Annotated in this window: 16 protein-coding genes; 13 read left to right on the forward strand and 3 right to left on the reverse strand. The window is 70.5% G+C overall.

Annotated features, from left to right (window positions below):
* Positions 1–25 precede the first annotated feature (25 nt).
* The 11 genes from ABD999_RS27110 (at position 26) to ABD999_RS27160 (ending at position 13,289) form a co-directional block, all read left to right on the forward strand.
* Positions 26–1,063 (forward strand): LacI family DNA-binding transcriptional regulator, encoded by a 1,038-nt coding sequence (locus ABD999_RS27110; protein WP_271275619.1) that lies wholly within the window; start codon positions 26–28, stop codon positions 1,061–1,063.
* Positions 1,064–1,120: 57 nt separating this feature from the next.
* A complete protein-coding gene (locus tag ABD999_RS27115) occupies positions 1,121–1,333 on the forward strand; it encodes a DUF1961 family protein (RefSeq protein ID WP_271275638.1) in 213 nt (70 codons plus the stop codon).
* A 231-nt stretch (positions 1,334–1,564) separates the two neighbouring features.
* On the forward strand, positions 1,565–2,179 hold the full coding sequence (locus ABD999_RS27120; protein WP_271275620.1) for a YesL family protein: 615 nt from the start codon (positions 1,565–1,567) through the stop codon (positions 2,177–2,179).
* A 56-nt stretch (positions 2,180–2,235) separates the two neighbouring features.
* Positions 2,236–3,735, forward strand: coding sequence for an extracellular solute-binding protein (locus ABD999_RS27125; RefSeq protein ID WP_271275621.1), 1,500 nt, complete (start codon positions 2,236–2,238; stop codon positions 3,733–3,735).
* Between the two features lie 59 nt (positions 3,736–3,794).
* Positions 3,795–4,772: an ABC transporter permease gene (locus ABD999_RS27130; protein WP_222708922.1), complete on the forward strand. Its 978-nt coding sequence runs from the start codon at positions 3,795–3,797 to the stop codon at positions 4,770–4,772.
* 13 nt (positions 4,773–4,785) lie between these two features.
* Positions 4,786–5,685, forward strand: a complete 900-nt coding sequence (locus ABD999_RS27135) for a carbohydrate ABC transporter permease (RefSeq protein ID WP_222708923.1) — start codon at positions 4,786–4,788, stop codon at positions 5,683–5,685.
* A gap of 5 nt (positions 5,686–5,690) precedes the next feature.
* A complete protein-coding gene (locus ABD999_RS27140; RefSeq protein WP_271275622.1) occupies positions 5,691–8,309 on the forward strand; it encodes an exo-rhamnogalacturonan lyase family protein in 2,619 nt (872 codons plus the stop codon).
* A gap of 122 nt (positions 8,310–8,431) precedes the next feature.
* Positions 8,432–10,030, forward strand: a complete 1,599-nt coding sequence (locus ABD999_RS27145) for an ABC-F family ATP-binding cassette domain-containing protein (RefSeq protein WP_219547720.1) — start codon at positions 8,432–8,434, stop codon at positions 10,028–10,030.
* Positions 10,031–10,143: 113 nt separating this feature from the next.
* A complete protein-coding gene (locus tag ABD999_RS27150) occupies positions 10,144–10,359 on the forward strand; it encodes a helix-turn-helix domain-containing protein (RefSeq protein WP_020547488.1) in 216 nt (71 codons plus the stop codon).
* A gap of 119 nt (positions 10,360–10,478) precedes the next feature.
* Positions 10,479–11,312 (forward strand): enoyl-CoA hydratase/isomerase family protein, encoded by an 834-nt coding sequence (locus tag ABD999_RS27155; protein WP_271275623.1) that lies wholly within the window; start codon positions 10,479–10,481, stop codon positions 11,310–11,312.
* 90 nt (positions 11,313–11,402) lie between these two features.
* Entirely contained in the window at positions 11,403–13,289 is a 1,887-nt protein-coding gene (locus tag ABD999_RS27160; RefSeq protein WP_271275624.1) for an ABC transporter ATP-binding protein, read from the forward strand.
* On the opposite strand, the gene ABD999_RS27165 is transcribed toward ABD999_RS27160, so the two are convergent.
* Positions 13,261–14,142: a sulfotransferase family protein gene (locus tag ABD999_RS27165; RefSeq protein WP_271275625.1), complete on the reverse strand. Its 882-nt coding sequence runs from the start codon at positions 14,140–14,142 to the stop codon at positions 13,261–13,263. The genes ABD999_RS27160 and ABD999_RS27165 overlap by 29 nt on opposite strands.
* A 30-nt stretch (positions 14,143–14,172) precedes the next feature.
* On the opposite strand from ABD999_RS27165, the gene ABD999_RS27170 reads away from it, so the two are divergent.
* Together ABD999_RS27170 and ABD999_RS27175 are read left to right on the forward strand one after the other, a co-directional pair.
* Positions 14,173–15,087, forward strand: a complete 915-nt coding sequence (locus ABD999_RS27170; protein ID WP_345482944.1) for a S66 peptidase family protein — start codon at positions 14,173–14,175, stop codon at positions 15,085–15,087.
* Positions 15,088–15,127: 40 nt separating this feature from the next.
* Entirely contained in the window at positions 15,128–15,985 is an 858-nt protein-coding gene (locus ABD999_RS27175; protein WP_271275627.1) for a DUF1444 domain-containing protein, read from the forward strand.
* A gap of 3 nt (positions 15,986–15,988) precedes the next feature.
* Here ABD999_RS27175 and ABD999_RS27180 read toward each other — a convergent pair whose 3' ends face one another.
* Both ABD999_RS27180 and yczE read right to left on the reverse strand, forming a co-directional pair.
* Positions 15,989–17,758 (reverse strand): glycoside hydrolase family 15 protein, encoded by a 1,770-nt coding sequence (locus tag ABD999_RS27180; RefSeq protein WP_271275628.1) that lies wholly within the window; start codon positions 17,756–17,758, stop codon positions 15,989–15,991.
* Positions 17,759–17,773: 15 nt separating this feature from the next.
* Positions 17,774–18,376 carry a membrane protein YczE gene (yczE, locus tag ABD999_RS27185; RefSeq protein ID WP_219547725.1) on the reverse strand — a complete coding sequence of 201 codons (603 nt, stop codon included), beginning with the start codon at positions 18,374–18,376 and terminating at the stop codon, positions 17,774–17,776.
* Positions 18,377–18,384: the final 8 nt, after the last annotated feature.

Here is an 18,384-nt window from a genome sequence, read left to right on the forward strand (position 1 = left end):
CAGCGGCACGGCCTCGTGAGGATCAATGGGGACCAGGAGCATCAAGGAGGTCGCGCAGCTGGCGCGGGTCTCGGTCGGCACCGTGAGCAACGTGCTCAACCGCCCCGAGATCGTCTCGCCCGCCACGCGTGAGCGGGTCTTCGAGGCCATCCGCGAGCTGGGGTTCGTCCGCAACGAGGTGGCCCGTCACCTGCGGGTCGGGCGCAGCCGCACGGTCGGGCTGGTCGTCCTCGACGTCTCCAACCCGTTCTTCGCCGACGTCGCCCAGGGCGCCGAGGCGGTGGCCGACGAGCACGACACGATGATGATGCTCTGCAACAGCGCCGCCGACCCCGACCGCGAGCGCCGCCACCTCGACCAGCTGGAGCAGCAGCGGGTGCTGGGCGTCCTGATCACCCCGGTCGACGCCGCCAGCCCGCGCCTGGCCCAGCTCACCGCCAGGGGCACGCCCGTGGTGCTGGTCGACAGCGCCGCCACCGGCATGCAGTGCTCGGTCGCCGTCGACGACCGGCTCGGCGGCCAGGTGGCCGCCGCCCACCTGATCGAGCGCGGCCACCGGCGCATCGCGTTCGTCGGCGGGCCGCTGTCGATCAAACAGGTCGCCGACCGCCACGCCGGGGCCTCCGCCGCCGTGTCCGCCGCCGTGTCCGCGTCCGCCGGGCAAGGCGCCGAGCTCGTCGACTTCGAGACCACGGCGCTGGGCGTGGCCGCAGGGCGGGCCGCCGGGGAGCGCCTGGCCGCGCTGCCGGGGGCCGAGCGGCCGACCGCCGCCTTCTGCGCCAACGACCTGCTCGCCCTCGGGTTCCTGCAGGCCATGTCGCTGAGGGGGCTCAAGGTGCCCGACGACGTGGCGATCGTCGGCTACGACGACATCGACTTCGCCGCCGCCGCGGCGGTGCCGCTGTCGTCGGTGCGCCAGCCGCGTGAGCTGCTCGGCCGTACCGCCATCGAGCTGCTGCTGGAGGAGGTCTCCTCACCGGACGAGCACCGTCACAGGCAGGTGATCTTCCAGCCCGACCTGGTCGTCCGCGAGTCGAGCAAGGCGATCCGCAGAGACGCCTGAGCGGCGCGCCACCGTCCGGGGAAGCGGACGCGTGCCTGGAGTGTGCGTCTGGGCAGGATGCGGCTGGAGATCTGCCGTCCGACGGGAAGGCCGCCGGCCTGGTGTTCCGGTGCCTGGCCGGCGTGCGGATGGACGGTCCGAGCCGGCGATCGGGAAAGATCGTTGCGCAGCTGCAATCTGCGCGAGAGTCATGGCTTCCACCTGGTCGCGCAGGGGGTGGACCCGTGGTCGGCGGTGCTCGACGCGCTGGGCGTCCAGGCGGCGGGGTGACCTTCTCGGTCCTCGTCCCGCTGGACCGGTGGCGCGGACGGGTGAGGTTCAGGGAGGTGGCGGAATCCGGGGGTGGCGACGCATTGACTTTGAGTCGATTCAACACTACTTTCGCAGCAACCGACCGCCGTTCACCCCCGCGTAACGGGACGGGAACCAGCATGCAACGGCTCCCGTCCCCGGGTCCGCGCACACGCCACGAGAAGGTGCTGCCGGATGAGCCATCCCGCCATGTCAATCAGGTTGCAGGCCGCCTGTTCCGAGGTGGTCTGGGCGGCCCGGCTGAACGTGCTGTGGATCGTCTTCACGCTACTCGGCGGCGTCGTGCTCGGGCTCGGGCCCGCCACCGTGGCCGCGTACACGCTGGCCCGGAGGCACGCTCGTGGTGAATCGATTCATGCGCTGCCCGAGTTCTGGCGCGTCTACCGGCGCGAGTTCGTCCGCGCGTCCCTGCTCGTCCTGCCCCTGGCGGTGGTCGCCACCGTCCTCGTCGGCAACCTCCTCTACTTCGCCGCACTCGGGCCCGGCGCCAGGGCGTGGCAGGTGGCCACCCTCGTGGCCCTCGTGGCGCTCGCCTGCGTCGGGTCCTACCTGGGGCCGCTCTACGCGCACTACGACCTGCCGCTGCCGGCCTACCTGCCGAAGGCCTCACTGCTGGCGCTCACCCGGCCGGCCTCGTCCGTGCTCCTGCTGTTCGTGCTCGCCGCGATCGTCTTCGCGACGGTGGCGGCCCCCCTCCTCGCGCTCCTCCTCAGCGTCGGCGCGTGGATCTGCCTCAACACGTGGCTGTGCCTGCGGTTCTTCGAGGAGAACGAGGCGCGCCTGCACTCGAAAGGGAACCGATGACCGCATCCCGTCGTCGCCGGCTGGCCGCCGGTGCGTTAACGCTAACAGCAGCTCTCGTGGCGTCCGCCTGCTCCAGCGGCGCCGGTGAGGGGGCGGCGGAAAGCGACACGCTGACCATGATGGTCCCGCTGTTCCAGACCGCTCCCGACCCCAAGGGCGAGATCCAGCAGGCCGTCGAGAAGCTCGTGGGCAAGAAGCTGCAGATCACCTGGGTGCCCAACGCCGAGTACAACGACAAGACCAACGTCATGCTGGCCTCCAACGCCATCCCGGACGTGGTGGTCATCCAGGACAACAAGGGCGCGTCGTTCGTCCAGGCCGCGAAGGCGGGGGCGTTCTGGGACCTGACCGACAAGCTCGACAAGTACCCGAACCTCAAGCCGAAGTCGCAGCAGGCCTGGATCAACTCCAAGACCGACGGCCGCAACTACGGCATCTACCGGGTCCGCCCGCTGCTGCGCTCGGCGGTCGTGCTCCGCAAGGACTGGTTGGAGAAGCTGGACCTGGAGCCGCCCAAGACCACCGACGACCTGTACGAGATCGCCAAGGCGTTCACCGAGAAGGACCCCGACGGCAACGGCAAGAAGGACACCTACGGCCTCATCCTGCCGAAGTGGCCCGCCCCCGTGTTCTCCGCGTCCAGCCCGTACAACGCCATCGACGTCTGGTTCGGCACCCCGAACAACTACGGCATGCGCGACGGCAAGCTCGTCCCCGAGTTCGACGTGCCGGAGTTCTGGGAGGCGCAGAAGTACACCAAGAAGTTCATCGACGAGGGCCTGGTCAACCCCGACTGGGCCACCCTGGACACCGGCAAGTGGAACGACCCGTTCCTCCAGGGCAAGGGCGGCATCATCATCGACGTCAACGTCCGGGCCGGCGAGCTCTTCGACAAGTTCAAGGAGCTGGACCCCGAGACCTACGACCAGAAGGTCGCGATGGCGGGCAACCTGACCCGGCCGGACGGGCAGAAGTTCTCCCTGCCGTTCACCGGCTACAACGGCATCGTGGCGATCTCCAAGCAGCGCGTCCAGACCGAGGAACAGCTCGACGACGTGCTGACCACGCTGGACAAGCTGGCCGGCAAGGAAGGCTCGATCCTGCTGAACAACGGCATCGAGGGCCGCAACTTCAAGGTCGAGGACGGCTACGCCGTGAAGATCAACGAAGACGACCCGGCGGTCAAGGTCATCAACAACGACGTGCAGTTCGGCTTCATCCAGCTCGGCACGACCGCCAGCGTCGGCGTCGCCGGTGACGCGTACGAGTGGATGCGCCCCAGCCAGGCCGAGCAGGACTGGCTCAAGCAGCGTGACGAGCTCATGGAGCTGGACCTGCAGACCGCCGTGCACGACCCGTCGCTGCCGGTCATCTCGCAGACCGCGGTCGAGAAGGGCGCCACGCTCGGCCTGATCCCGACCGACGCCCGCATCAAGTATCTGGCGGGCGCGCTGACCGAGGACGAGTTCAAGGCCGAGATCAAGCGCTGGTACGACAGCGGCGGCACCCAGATCCTCGCCGAGCTCCAGGACGGGATCTCCAAGATAGGCGGCTGACCGGCTCGACCGAGAGGCCCGGGGGCCACCCGGGCCTCTCCTTTCGAAAGGAGGCCGCCGTGGCCACCGATCTGGCGTCGCCCGTCACCGAGGCGGCCCCCAAGAACAACCGGGACGGATCCGGCAGGGTGTCGGTCCGCGCGGCGCTGACGCGCTACCGCTGGCTGTACGTGATGCTCATCCCCGGCCTGGCCTACTTCGCGATCTTCAGATATCTGCCGTTGTACGGCCTGACCATCGCCTTCCAGGACTTCGTGCCGTTCCTCGGCTACTCCGGCAGCCCCTGGGTCGGCCTCAAGCACTTCGAGGCGCTGTTCACCGGGCCGGACTTCGCGCGCCTGCTCTTCAACACCCTGTTCCTCGCCCTGCTGACCGCGATCTTCGTCTTCCCGGCGCCGATCATCCTGGCGTTGCTGCTGAACGAGCTGCGGGTCAGCGTCTACAAGCGGTACGTGCAGTCGCTCATCTACATCCCGCACTTCCTGTCCTGGACGATCGTCTTCTCGCTGACGTACCTGCTGTTCGCGGTGGACTTCGGCGTGATCGCGGGCTGGATCCACAGTCTGACCGGCGGCGGCCCCAAGGTCGACTACATGGCTCAGCCGGAGTGGTTCAGGCCGCTGGTCATCCTGCAGCTGCTGTGGAAGACGTCAGGCTGGGGGACGATCATCTACCTGGCCGCGCTGGCCAGCGTGGACACCCAGCTGTACGAGGCGGCGCGGATGGACGGCGCCGGCCGCTTCCGGCAGTTCTGGCACGTCACGCTGCCGGCGATCCGGCCCACCATCGTGGTCATGGCGATCCTGACCTCCGGCAACCTCCTCGACCAGAGCTTCGAGCAGATCTGGCTGCTCACCAACTCGCTGAACCGCTCGACGGCGGAGGTGTTCGACACCTTCGTCTACTACGTCGGCATCGCCGGGGGCGGCTACAGCTACGCCACGGCGGTCGGCCTGTTCAAGGGCATCGCCGGCGTCATCCTGATCTTCGGCGCCAACTGGCTGGCCAAGCGCATGGGCCAGCGCGGACTTTTCTGAGGAGCGCGCGGCCGTGTCCGACAAGAAACCTGCCAACACGCCGATCAAGCACTACAGCTCGCTCGGCAGCCGCGTGTTCGACACGCTCAACGTCGTCGTGCTCGGCGCGGTGGCGCTGGTCACCGTGCTCCCGTTGTTCTACGTGCTCGCCGGGTCGTTCGCGACCGAGGCGGAGATCTCCACCCGGCCGTTCTTCCTGTGGCCGGAGAAGTTCGTCACGAGCACGTACGAGTACATCTTCGCCAACGACACCATGCTGCGGGCGCTGCTCACCACCATCGCGGTGACCGCCGTGGGGACGGTGCTGCAGGTCGCGCTGACCTTCACCATGGCCTACCCGCTGTCGAAGCGTTACCTGCCGGGCCGCACCCTGGTGCTCAACCTGGTCGTCTTCACGCTGGTCTTCGGCGGCGGGATCGTGCCGACCTACCTGGTGGTGCGCGACCTGGGGATGCTGGACAGCTACTGGGCGCTGATCCTGCCGCTGGCGATCAACCCCTTCTACCTGATCATCGTGAAGTCGTTCTTCCAGGAACTGCCGCAGGCCCTGGAGGAGGCGGCGCGGATCGACGGCTGCAACGAGCTCGGCGTCTTCTTCAAGATCGTCATGCCGCTGTCGAAGCCGATCATCGCCACGTTCTCGCTGTTCTACGCGGTGGGCATCTGGAACGACTACATGTCGCCGCTGCTCTACATCAACGACAACGACAAATGGACCCTGCAGGTGCTGGTCCGGCAGCTCACCAGCCCCGACGCGGCCAACGCCATCAGCGCGCTGGACACGGTGTTCTTCCCCGCGAGGGGCCTGATGTTCGCGGTCGTGGTGATCGCCACGCTGCCGATCCTGTTCTTCTACCCGTTCCTGCAGAAGCACTTCGCCAAGGGCGTGCTGATCGGGTCGGTGAAGGAGTGACCGGAGTGGAGACCTCGCTGCGCTGGCTGGACCGTCCGGGTGGCGGGCAGGGGGTGACCTGGGGCGTGCCGTGGCCGCGCGGCGCCGTCGCCCCCGGCGTGCCCTTCGCCCTGACCGGCGCCGGCGGGGGAGAGGTGCCGGTGCAGAGCTGGGTGACCGCCACCTGGCCGGACGGCTCGGTCAAGTGGTCCGCCCACGCCGCGGCGGCCGCCGGGGAGGACGCGTACGTCCTCGTACCGGGAAGGGAGCCCGCGGCGCCGCGCGTGCCCGTCACCGTCACCCGCGAGGGCGGCCTGATCAGGGTGAGCACCGGGACTGTCGTCTGGACGATCGAGCCGTCGGGGGACACGCTGGTCCGCTCCGCCGGGCGGGACGGCAGGGAGATCCTCCGCGACGTCCGCCTCGTCAGCCTGCGCCAGGACGGGCCCACGCCCGACGACGGGGGCGCGGTCCGACGGGAGAGCGCCACGGGACGGATCGAGCGGGTCACCGTGGAACAGGACGGGCCGGTGCGCGCGGTGATCAGGGCGGAGGGCCGGCACGGCGACTGGCTGCCCTTCACCGTCCGCCTCTACTTCTACGCGGGCGCCGAGGACGTGCGGATCGCGCACACGTTCGTCTGGGACGGCGACCCCGGCCGCGACTTCCTCGCCGGGCTGGGCCTGCGGGCCGGCGTCGTGATGCGGGACGAGCTCCACGACCGGCACATCCGGCTGGCCGGCCGCGACGGCTTCCTCACCGAGGCCGTGCGCGGCCTGACCGGCCTGCGCCGCGACCCCGGCGAGCGGGTGCGGCGCGCCCAGGTCGAGGGCCGCCCGTGCGGGCCCGTCGGCGACCCCGAGGTGGCCGGCCGCCTGCACCTCGTCCCCGCCTGGAACGACTACACGCTCGACCAGAACTCCGCCGACGGCTACCTGATGCGCAAGCGCACCGCCGAAGGCCACGCGTGGGTGACGATCCCGTCCGGGACCCGCTCGGCCGGGTACGGCTACGCCGGCGGCACGAGCGGCGGCCTCGGCTTCGGCCTGCGCGACTTCTGGCGCCTCCACCCGGCCAGGCTCGACGTCCGCGACGCCGCCACCGGCCTGGCCACCGCCACGGTCTGGCTCTGGTCGCCGTCCGCGCCCGCCATGGACCTGCGGTTCTGGCACGACGGCCTGGGCCAGGACACCTTCGCCGAGCAGCTCGAAGGCCTGGAGATCACGTACGAGGACCACGAACCCGGCTTCGGCGACCCGTACGGCATCGCCCGCACCCACGAGCTGACCCTGCGCGTGTACGGGGCCACGCCCGCGCACCCGGACCTGGCCGCGCACGCGGCCGCGATGAACGAGCCGCCGCTGCTGGTCGCGAGCCCCGAGCGGATCAGGGCGGCGGGCGTGTTCGGCGACTGGGCGCCGCCCGACCGCGCCACCCCCGCCCGCGCCGCGATCGAGGACCGCCTGGACTTCCTGTTCGACCTGTACGCGCGCGAGCGCGAGCAGCGCCGCTGGTACGGGTTCTGGGACTACGGCGACGTCATGCACACCTACGACGCCGACCGGCACACCTGGCGCTACGACGTCGGCGGCTACGCCTGGGACAACTCCGAGCTGTCGCCCGACCTGTGGCTGTGGTACCAGTTCCTGCGCACCGGGCGGGCCGACGTGTTCCGCTTCGCCGAGGCCATGACCCGCCACACCGGCGAGGTCGACGTCTACCATCTGGGCCGGTGGAAGGGCCTGGGCAGCCGGCACAACGTGCAGCACTGGGGGTGCAGCTGCAAGCAGTTGCGGATCTCCAGCGCCGCCTACCGCCGTTTCCTCTACTACCTGACCGCCGACGAGCGCACCGGCGACCTGCTCGACGAGGTGGCCGAAGCTGAGGAGGCGTACGCGGCGCTCGACCCGCTGCGCAAGGTCCGTGAGGACGACTACACGCCGGACCCGTCGGCGCTGTCGGTCGGGCTCGGCGCCGACTGGAGCGCGCTCGCCGCCGCCTGGCTGACCCGCTGGGAGCGCTACGGCGACGGGCGGGCCAGGGACAAGCTGCTGCGCACCATGGCCGGCATCGGCGCGCTGCCCAACGGGTTCCTCACCGGCGAGGCCCGCCTCGACCTGGCCACCGGCCGGTTCGACACCTCGCGCGACACCGTCTCGGTCTCCCACCTGTCGGCGGTCTTCGGCCTGCCCGAGGTGTGCTCCGAACTGCTCTCGCTCGGCCTGGACGTGCCCGGATTCGAACGGGCGTGGCTCGACTACTGCCGCCTCTACCTCGCCACGCCCGAGGCGCAGGCCGCCGAGACCGGCCGCCCGCTGACCGGGATCTCCCTGATCCAGGCGCACAGCCGCCTGGCCGCCTACGCCGCCGCCCGCCTCGACGACGCGGACCTGGCCGCGCTGGCCTGGCGCAGGTTCTTCCACGACGAGGGCGACCAGCTCAACAGCAACCCCTTGCAACGGGAACCGGACTGGCGGCTGACCCGGGTCGAGGGGCCGCACGTGCCCGCCGCCCTCTGGGACGCGCCGTTCGTCAGCACCAACGACGCCGCCCAGTACGGCCTCGCCGCGATCCAGAACCTGGCCCTGATCGCCCGGCACCTGCCGGAATCGAACGACGGTCCCCCGGCGTTCCCCGCTATGTGACGCTTCGAGCGAAGGCGGAGCTCCAGGCACGGGCCCTACACTGATCCGTATGCACACTCCCGATTGACCGGCGTCGCTCGCCCTCATCCCTCGTTTCCTAGCTCGGGAGTGCTTCGTCAATCATGATCATTGCCACTGACATCGAACTGCGTGCGGGCTCGCGCCTCCTCATCGAGAACGCCTCCTTCCGGGTCAACCCCGGCGACAAGATCGGGCTCGTCGGGCGCAACGGCGCCGGCAAGACGACGCTGACCAAGGTGGTGGCAGGCGAGGCGCTGCCCGCCGCCGGCACCGTCACCCGCACCGGCAGCGTCGGCTACCTGCCGCAGGACCCCCGCACGGGCGACCTGGAGGTGCTGGCCCGCGACCGCGTCCTGTCGGCCAGGGGCCTGGACGAGGTGCTGCGCAAGCTGCGCGAGGCCGAGGCCGGCATGTCCTCCGCCGACGAGCGCACCCGCGAGAAGGCCGTCAGGCAGTACGGCCGCCTGGAGGACCAGATGCACGTGCTCGGCGGCTACGCCGCGGAGTCGGAGGCGGCCTCCATCGCCTCCAGCCTCGGCCTGGCCGACCGGGTGCTCGGGCAGCCGCTGAAAACGCTTTCTGGCGGCCAGCGCAGGCGGGTGGAATTGGCGAGAATTCTTTTCAGCGGGGCGGAAACTCTCCTTCTCGACGAGCCGACAAACCACCTAGATGCGGACTCAATCGGGTGGCTTCGTGATTTTTTGCGCTCTCATCAGGGCGGCTTGGTGATCATCAGCCACGACGTCCAGCTTCTTGAAGCCACGGTCAACAAGGTGCTCCACCTCGACGCCAACCGGTGCGTCGTCGATCACTACAACGTCGGCTGGAAGGCCTACCTCGCCCAGCGCGAGACCGACGAGAAGCGCCGCAAGCGCGAGCGCGCCAACGCCGAGAAGCAGGCCGGCGCGCTCCTCTCGCAGGCCGACAAGATGCGCGCCAAGGCCACCAAGGCGAAGGCCGCGCAGGACATGATGCGCCGCGCGCACCGCCTGCTGGCCTCCACCGAGGAGGAGCGCGTGAGCGACAAGGTCGCCCGGCTGCGCTTCCCCGATCCCCAGCCGTGCGGCCGCACCCCGCTGATGGCGGAGGGCCTGTCCAAGTCCTACGGGTCCCTGGAGGTCTTCACCGACGTCGACGTGGCCATCGACCGAGGTCACCGGGTGGTCATCCTCGGGCTCAACGGCGCCGGCAAGACCACGCTGCTGCGCCTGCTGGGCGGGGTGGAGCGGCCCGACACGGGGGAGATCCGGCCCGGCCACGGGCTGAAGATCGGCTATTACGCCCAGGAGCACGAGACGCTCGACAGTGACAGAACCGTCCTGGAGAACATGCGTTCGGCAGGCGGAACGTTCACTGACACCGAGCTGCGCAAGGTCCTCGGCTCGTTCCTGTTCACCGGGGACGACGCCGACAAGCCCGCCGGAGTCCTGTCCGGAGGCGAGAAGACCCGCCTGGCGCTGGCCACGCTGGTGCTGTCGAGCGCGAATGTCCTGCTGCTCGACGAGCCGACGAACAACCTCGATCCGGTCAGTCGTGAGCAGGTTCTCAACGCTCTGAGGTCGTATTCAGGAGCGATCGTGCTGGTGACCCATGACGAGGGTGCCGTTGACGCCCTGTCACCGGATAGGGTGATCTTGCTGCCAGACGGAACTGAAGACGCGTGGAGCGAGGAATTTTCCGATCTTGTGGCACTTGCCTGATCTTAATTTGGGTGGGTACGGATCTTTTCCCGTGGAGTAGGTAGCCGATCCCGCTGAAATGACTGATCATGGCGGAGTAACGCTGCGGAAGTCCGGCACTACAGGAGGTACTCGTGGCCGAGACACTGAAGAAGGGCACCCGGGTGACGGGGGCCGATCGCGAGAAACTGGCCGGCGATCTGAAGAAGCGCTATGCCGCGGGCGAGAGCATCCGCGCCCTGGCGGCTTCGACCGGCCGGTCCTACGGGTTCATCCACCGCATCCTCAGCGAGTCCGGGGTGACTCTGCGCGGACGCGGAGGGGCGACCCGGGGCAAGTCCAAGCGCTGACGGCCGCCTCGGAACGCGCGACCGCAGCCGCTCGTCCCTAGTCAGCCTGCCGTCGCGCCCGGGCCAGAATCTCATTCTGTAAGCTCGGGCGCGACGGTACAGCGAGGAGGGCAGCGGTGATGGGCGACGCGAAGGCGCCACAGCAGCGCGGGGGGTACGCGGAGGAGGTTTCCGCCGAGGAGCTGGCGGAGATCGGCCTGCGCTACGAGGTGGACGGTGAGATAGCCACGGTCACTCTGAACCGGCCGGACAAGCGGAACGCGCAGACGTCCGCGACCTGGTCGGCTCTTGCACGCATCGGCGCCGGCCTGCCGGAGCAGGTGCGCGTGGTCGTGGTGAAAGGTGAGGGACCGTCCTTCTCGGCAGGCATCGACCTGCGGATGTTCACGAAAGAAGGGGTGCCGGGGCAGGGCTCGTTCGGCTCGGCCAGCAGGCAGGACGACAGCTCGCTCCAGCGACTGGTCGACCAGGCTCAGCAGGGTTTCCTGTGGCTGCGCCGCCCCGAGATCGTCTCCATCGCGGCCGTGCAGGGTCACGCGATCGGTGCGGGCTTCCAGCTCGCGCTCTCCTGCGACCTGCGGATCGTGGCCGACGATGTCAAGTTCTGCATGAAAGAGCCCGCGCTCGGGCTGGTGCCCGATCTGACCGGCACCAAGCCCCTGGTGGAGCTGGTGGGCCTGGCCAAGGCGATCGACATCTGCCTGACGGCCAGGATCGTGGAAGCCGACGAAGCCTTCCGCATCGGCCTGGCCGAACACGTGGTCGCGGGGGGCGACCTCGACAAGGCCGTGGCCGACAAGGCCGCGCAACTGCTGTCGACCAACCGGGACGCGGCGGCAGCGACCAAGCGGCTCCTTCAGGGCGCGTCCGCGCGCACCCTGGAGGAGCAGAGAGCCGCGGAGGGCGCCGAGCAGGCCGAACGCCTCAGGGCCCTCTTCAACGCCCAGTCATGACGGGGCGGAGCGGTTTCGCCAGAAGCTGATAAGGGAATCGACGGACGGCCCCGCGACGCTTAGCTGGGGGAGTGAGAGGATTTCCCCTGGATGGCGATGATGGGAGGGGGTTTCGGCCCCCAAGTGTGGGCGTCGCTGCGGCGGGACGGCTCGGTGACCAAGCAGCGGCTCGCGCCCGGCACGGTGCGGCGGATCGCCGGCTACGCCCGCCCCTACCGGCGGCAGATCGCGGCGTTCCTGTTGCTGGTGGTGGCGGGCGCGGTCGTCGTCGTGGCCAACCCGCTGCTCATGAAGGCCATCATCGACGACGGCATCCTGCCGAAGCGGACCGGCGTGGTGATCGGCCTGGCGGTGGCGATCGCCACGCTGGCGGTCGTCGACGCCGGGCTGACCCTGGCACAACGGTGGTTCTCCGCCCGCATCGGCGAGGGCCTGATCTACGACCTGCGCACCGAGGTCTTCGACCACGTGCAGCGGATGCCGGTGGCGTTCTTCACCCGGGCCCAGACCGGCGCGCTGGTGTCACGCCTCAACACCGACGTGATCGGTGCCCAGCGGGCGCTGACCAGCACGCTGTCGTCCGTGGTGTCCAACATCGTCAGCCTCGTCCTGGTGCTCGCCGCCATGCTCGTGCTGTCGTGGCAGGTGACGCTGGTCGCCCTGGTGCTGCTGCCGATCTTCATCGTGCCCGCCAAGTGGGTCGGCCGCCGCATGTCGGCGCTGACCCGCGAGCAGATGCAGCTCGACGCCGAGATGAGCAGCGTCACCACCGAACGGTTCAACGTGGCCGGCGCGATGGTGGCCAAGCTCTACGGCCGGCCCGAGGACGACGCCGCCGTCTTCGGTGAGCGCGCCGCCAGGGTGCGCGACATCGGGGTGCGGGTCGGCATGTACGCCGCCGTCTTCCGGGTCGCGCTCGGCCTGGTCGCCGCCCTGGCGACGGCCCTGGTGTACGGGATCGGCGGCGTGCTGGCCGTGGGCGACGTGTTCGAGCTGGGCACGCTCGTCGCCCTGGCCGCGCTGCTCATGCGTCTGTACGGGCCGCTCACGTCGCTGTCGAACGTGCACGTCGACGTGATGACGGCCCTGGTGAGCTTCGACCGGGTCTTCGAGATCCTCGACCTGAAGCCGATGGTGGCCGAGCGGCCCGGCGCCCGTCCGGTGCCGGGCGGCCCGGTCACGATCGAGTTCGACGACGTGAGCTTCCGCTACCCGTCGGCGGATGAGGTGTCGCTGGCGTCCCTGGAGTCGGTCGCCAAGCAGGACACCGGCCCGTCGGCGCAGGTGCTCGACGGCGTGACCTTCACCGCCGAGCCCGGCAGGCTCATCGCCCTTGTCGGCCACTCCGGCGCGGGCAAGACCACGATCACCTCGCTCGTCTCCCGGCTCTACGACGTCACCGGCGGAGCCGTCCGGATCAACGGCCTGGACGTGCGCGAGGCCACGCTCGCCTCGCTGCGCGACACCGTGGGCGTGGTCATGCAGGACCCCCACCTGTTCCACGACACGATCGGGGCCAACCTGCTCTACGCCCGCCCCGGCGCGAGCGAGGAGGAGATGTGGGCGGCGCTGCGGGCCGCGCAGATCGGCGAGCTGGTCGAGGCGCTGCCCGACCAGCTGGAGACCGTGGTCGGCGAGCGCGGCTACCGGCTGTCCGGCGGCGAGAAGCAGCGCCTGGCGCTGGCCCGGCTGCTGCTCAAGGCGCCGCGCGTGGTCGTGCTCGACGAGGCGACCGCCCACCTGGACTCGGAGTCGGAGGCGGCCGTGCAGCAGGCGCTCAAGACCGCGCTGACGGGCCGCACCTCGCTGGTGATCGCGCACCGGCTCTCCACGATCCGGGAGGCCGACGAGATCCTGGTCGTGAACGCCGGTCGCGTCGCCGAGCGCGGCCGCCACGAGGAGCTGCTGGCCCGCGGCGGGCTGTACGCCGAGCTCTACCGCACCCAGTTCAGCTCGTCAGGTAGCCCAGCCGGGTGAGCTCCTGGCGGGCCACCTTCTCCACCAGCTCGGCGTCCTCCGCCCGCAGGCGGGCGCGCCAGCCGCCCACCCGGGGCGCGGGCCCGTACAGGGCGACCTTCGGCACCCGCGTGTCCAGGAACTCCGACAGCCTGGCCGCCTCCTGCGCGGGTCTGAGCGCCAGGTCCTCGTAGCGGACCGTGATGAGCTGGTCCTCCGGCAGCTCCTGGCGGAGGGTCGCGTTCAGCCGCACCGCGCTGCGCCAGCGCAGCGCGCTCTTGCCGGCCACCGGCATGGTCTTCCAGCGGTCGCGGTGCTCGTCGCGGTTGACACCGAGGAACTCGTTGGGGAACTCGGTGTCCTCCGGCAGCATCACGGGCTTGAACCAGGCCAGGCAGGCCGGGTCGTCGAGCATGTCGGCGGTGACGTCCCGGCCGTCGCGGATGAGCTGCACGAACCGCGCGTCGGGGAAGGCGCGCCGCAGCACGGGCACGGCGTAGAGCAGGTCGGGGCTGGCGTCGCCGAACCTGGTGACCTCGCCGGTCGCCACGCACGGGCCGGTGCTGGTCACGCCGCCCGCCTCCCGGCAGGCGTCGGAGCACAGCCCGCACGAGCCGTTCAGCACCTGCCACGACTCGGCCAGTGCGTCGCGCAGCACCCGCACCGCGCCGGAGGTGCGGCCGATCGACGGCCGGCGGGCGAAGGCGTACACCACGTGCGCCACGCACGCGCGGCCCGTCGTCAGGTGGAACCCGGGCGCCCGTTTGAGGGCGCGGGCCAGCAGGTCCGTGCCCGAGTGCGGGGCGCCGACCAGGAACACCGGCCTGCGGACCTTGATGCCGTTGACCACGAGGATGTGGGGCGGAAGTCGCATACGAGAGGTAAGTGTGACACCGTTTTCCGGGTGATAGAGACAACCGGATTCTTGCACCATGACGCCACCGTCGCCGTCGTGTCCCCGTCGGGCCCGGCGGACGCCGCCGTGCTGAAGCGGGGGGTCGAGCGCCTGGAGGGGCTCGGCATGAAGGTCATCGTCGGCCCGCACGCGCTCGACCGCCAGGATCTGCCCTACCTGGCCGGTGAGGACGCGGCCCGGGCGGCCGACCTGCAGGCGGCGTGGTGCGATCCGGCGGTGTCCGCGGTGTTCTGCGCCAGGGGCGGCTACGGCGCGGCCCGGCTGCTCGGCCTGATCGACTGGGACGCGATGCGGGCCGCCGGGCCGAAGGTGCTCATCGGCTCCAGCGACATCACCGCGCTGCACCAGGCGTTCGCCGTGGAGCTGGGCGTGCCCACGCTGCACGGCCCGATGCCCGGCAACGTGCTGATCGGCGGCGAGCAGGGCCCCGAGCCGGTCACCTGGGACGCGATGCTCGCGGCCCTGTCCGGCGCCGCCGCGCCGGTCACGGGCGATCGGGTGCTGGTGCCCGGCCGGGCCGAAGGGGTGCTGACCGGCGGTAACCTGTCGCTGCTGGCCTCGCTGTGCGGCACGCGCCACCAGCCGTCGTTCGACGGCCGGATCGCGTTCCTCGAAGACATCGGCGAGGAGCCCTACCGCGTCGACCGCATGCTCACCCAGCTCCTGCAGGCCGGCGCGTTCGCGGGCGTGCGGGGGATCGCGCTCGGGTCCTGGGTCGACTGCGGCGATCCCTACCCGGTGCTCCGTGACCGCCTGGAGCCGCTCGGGGTGCCGGTCGTCGCGGGGCTTCCCGTAGGGCATGGATCGCCCCAGTTGAGTGTGTGGCTTGGGGCTCTTGGGGCTATTGATACCGAATCGTGCTCCCTGACCGGCCCCTACTGGAACGAGGACCAGGCAAGGTAGGACAAGAAGGGGACAAAACCGACAGAAAGGGACACGGCGCGTGCCATCCTTCCCACAGGAGCCCTCGCGACGATCGGTGGAGGACGTCGACCTCGACTCGCTGCTCGCCCTCGTCACCGAGTCCCTCGGCTACACCTGCGTGTTCGCGGCCGACGGCGCCTCCCTGACCATGCGCGGCCCCCGGGAGATCCGGGTCAGGCTGACCGGGTTGCGCAGGGAGGCGGTCCGCCGGGCCCGCGAGGACTGGCCGACGCTCGTCTCCGAGCACCTGGCGCACGCCGTGGCGGGCGGCCCGCTCGACTACTGCGACCTGGAACAGGTCCGGCCGCTGCTGACCACCCGCGTGGAGCCGGCCGGTGAGGTGGCCGACCCCGCCCGGGTGGTGGGCCGCCACCTCAACGGCGACCTGGTCGAACTGCTCGCCGTCGGCGACCGCCCGGTACGGCCCGAGGAGGCCGGCTGCTGGCCGGTGCCGGCCGCGCGGGCGCTGGAGCTGGCCGTGTCCAACGTGCGGCTCGGCGTGCGGCTGACCACCGAGTCCGTCGAGCTGTCGGGCACCCCGGTCACCCGGCTCACCGCGGCCACCCCGGCCGCCGCGACCCACCTGCGCTGGCTGGAGGAGTATCTCCCGGTGCCCGCCGACGGGGCGCTGGTCGTCCTGCCCGACCCGTACACCCTGCTCGTCCACCCGGTTGACGGGATCGGCGTGGTGCGCGCGATCGAGCGGCTGCGCGTGCACGCCGCCCGTACCGGCGGGCTCAGCTCGCAGGTCTACTGGTGGCACGGCGGCCGGCTCGCGCTCATCAGGGCCGACATCGAGCTGCGGCAGGGCCAGACGAGGCTGGTCGTGGCCCCGCCGCCGGAGTTCGCCGAAGTGCTCGCCAGGCTGGCCGTCTAGGGCTCACATGAGCTTCGACAGCGCCCGCGCCGCGTGGATCAGCGGGACGTGCGAGAACGCCTGCGGGAAGTTGCCCACCAGCCTGTCGTAGCGCGGGTCGTACTCCTCGGCCAGCAACCCGACGTCGTTGCGCAGCGCCAGCAGCCGGTCGAACAGCTCGGCCGCCTCCTCCTTGCGCCCCTGCATGGCCATGACCTCGACCAGCCAGAAGCTGCACGCCAGGAACGCGCCCTCGCCGCCGGGCAGCCCGTCGACGTCGTTGTCCTCGGCCACCGGGTAACGCAGCACGAAACCGTCGGCCATCAGCTCCTTCTCGATGGCCGCGACCGTGCCCGTCACCCGGGGGTCGTCGATCGGCAGGAACCCGAGCATGGGGATGAGCAGCAGCGCCGCGTCCAGCTCGTGGGAGCCGTAGGACTGGGTGAAGGTGTTGCGGTGCGGGTCGTAGCCCTTGTCGCAGATCTCGGCGTGCATCTTGTCGCGCGCCGCGCGCCAGCGGTCGGCCGGGCCGGTGCGGTCGAACCGCTCGACGTACTTGACCGCCCGGTCGAGGGCCACCCAGCACATCACCTTCGAGTGCACGAAGTGGCGGCGCGGGCCGCGCACCTCCCACAGGCCCTCGTCCGGCTCGTCCCAGTGTTCCTCGACGTAGTCGAGCAGCTTGCGCTGGATCGACCAGGCCCGCTGGTCCGGCCCCAGACCGGAGGTACGGGCGAGGTACAGCGAGCTCATCACCTCGCCGTACACGTCGAGCTGGAGCTGGTCGACCGCCTGGTTGCCGATCCTGACCGGCCGGGAGCGCTCGTAGCCGTCGAGCCAGCCGAGCTCCAGCTCCGGCAGCCGGCGCTCGCCCGCGACCCCGTACATGATCTGCAGGTCCTGCGGCCGGCCCGCGATGGCGCGCAGCAGCCACGCCCGCCACGCGGCGGCCTCCTCCAGGTAGCCGGAGCCGATGAGCGCGTCCAGCGTCATGGTGGCGTCGCGCAGCCAGCAGTAGCGGTAGTCCCAGTTGCGCACGCCGCCGATGTCCTCGGGCAGGGAGGTGGTGGGCGCGGCGACGATGCCGCCCGTGGGGGCGTAGGTGAGCGCCTTGAGCGTGATCAGGGAGCGGATCACGGCGTCGCGCCACCTGTCCGGCCCCTGGTAGGAGCAGGCGTCCACCCAGTCGCGCCACATGACCTCGGTCTGGACGAGCTGGTCCTCGCACTCGATCTGGGGCGGCATCGGCTCGTGTGACGGGTGCCAGGTGAACACGAACGGCAGCCGGTCGCCCGCCTTCACCTCGAAGGTCGCGGTGTGCGCGTAGTCGCCGCCGCGCAGCGGGATCGGGGAGTGGAGCCAGGCGGAGTCGGGGCCGCCGACGGCCTGCAGGTGGCCGCCGTTGCGGCGCATCCACGGCACGATCCGGCCGTAGTCGAAGCGGACCCGCAGCTGGGTGGACATCTCGACGGTGCCCGACACCCCCTCCACGATGCGGACCACGTCGGGGTTGACGTCGCGCGGTGGCATGAAGTCGATCACCCGGACGGTGCCGGTGGGGGTGTCCCACTCGCTCTCCAGGATCAGCGTGTCAGGCCGGTAGCGGCGCCGGTCGGCCGGCCGCCTGCCGGTCGGGCCGAGCCACCAGTGTCCGTTGCGGTCGTTGCCCAGCAGGGCGGCGAAGCAGGCTGGGGAGTCGAACCTGGGCAGGCAGAGCCAGTCGATGGAGCCGTCCCTGCCGACCAGAGCCGCCGACTGCATGTCACCGATGAGCGCGTAGTCCTCGATCCGCATGCCCCGACACTAACCTCAATCGAGCGGGAACCAGCGGGTGAAGAGCTGGGTGAGCGGTCCGATGGCGAGCGCGAAGGCCAGGGTGCCGAGCCCCGCCGTGCCGCCGAGCAGCCATCCGGCGGCCAGCACGGTGATCTCGATGAGGAACCGGCTCAGCCGCACCGAGAGACCGAGCTTGGTCAGGCCGGTCATGATGCCGTCACGCGGGCCCGCGCCCATCCTGGCGCTGATGTACAGGACCGTGGCCAGCGCGACGGACGTCACGCCGAGCGCGACGTAGAGCCAGCCGACGACCGGGTGCCCGGGGGAGGGCAGCAGGTGGAGCGCGGCGTCGGCGAACAGGCCGATGAAGATCACGTTGCTGATCGTGCCGAAGCCGGGCCGCTGCCGCAGCGGTATCCAGAACAGCATGACCACCGCGCCCACTATGATGATCATGGTTCCGATGGAGAGGCCGGTCCACAGCGCGGTCCCCTGATGGAAGACGTCCCAGGGGCCGTTGCCGAGGCCGGATTCGATCTGGAGCCCGATGCCGCCCCCGTAGAGCGCCAGGCCGCCGTAGAGGCGGAGCAGGCGTCCGGGCAGGGAACCGGCATGCGGGATGGTCGCTTCGCTCATGATGACCT

Origin of the sequence: Nonomuraea ferruginea (assembly GCF_039540635.1) — a bacterium.
GTDB classification, from domain to species: Bacteria; Actinomycetota; Actinomycetes; order Streptosporangiales; family Streptosporangiaceae; genus Nonomuraea; species Nonomuraea ferruginea.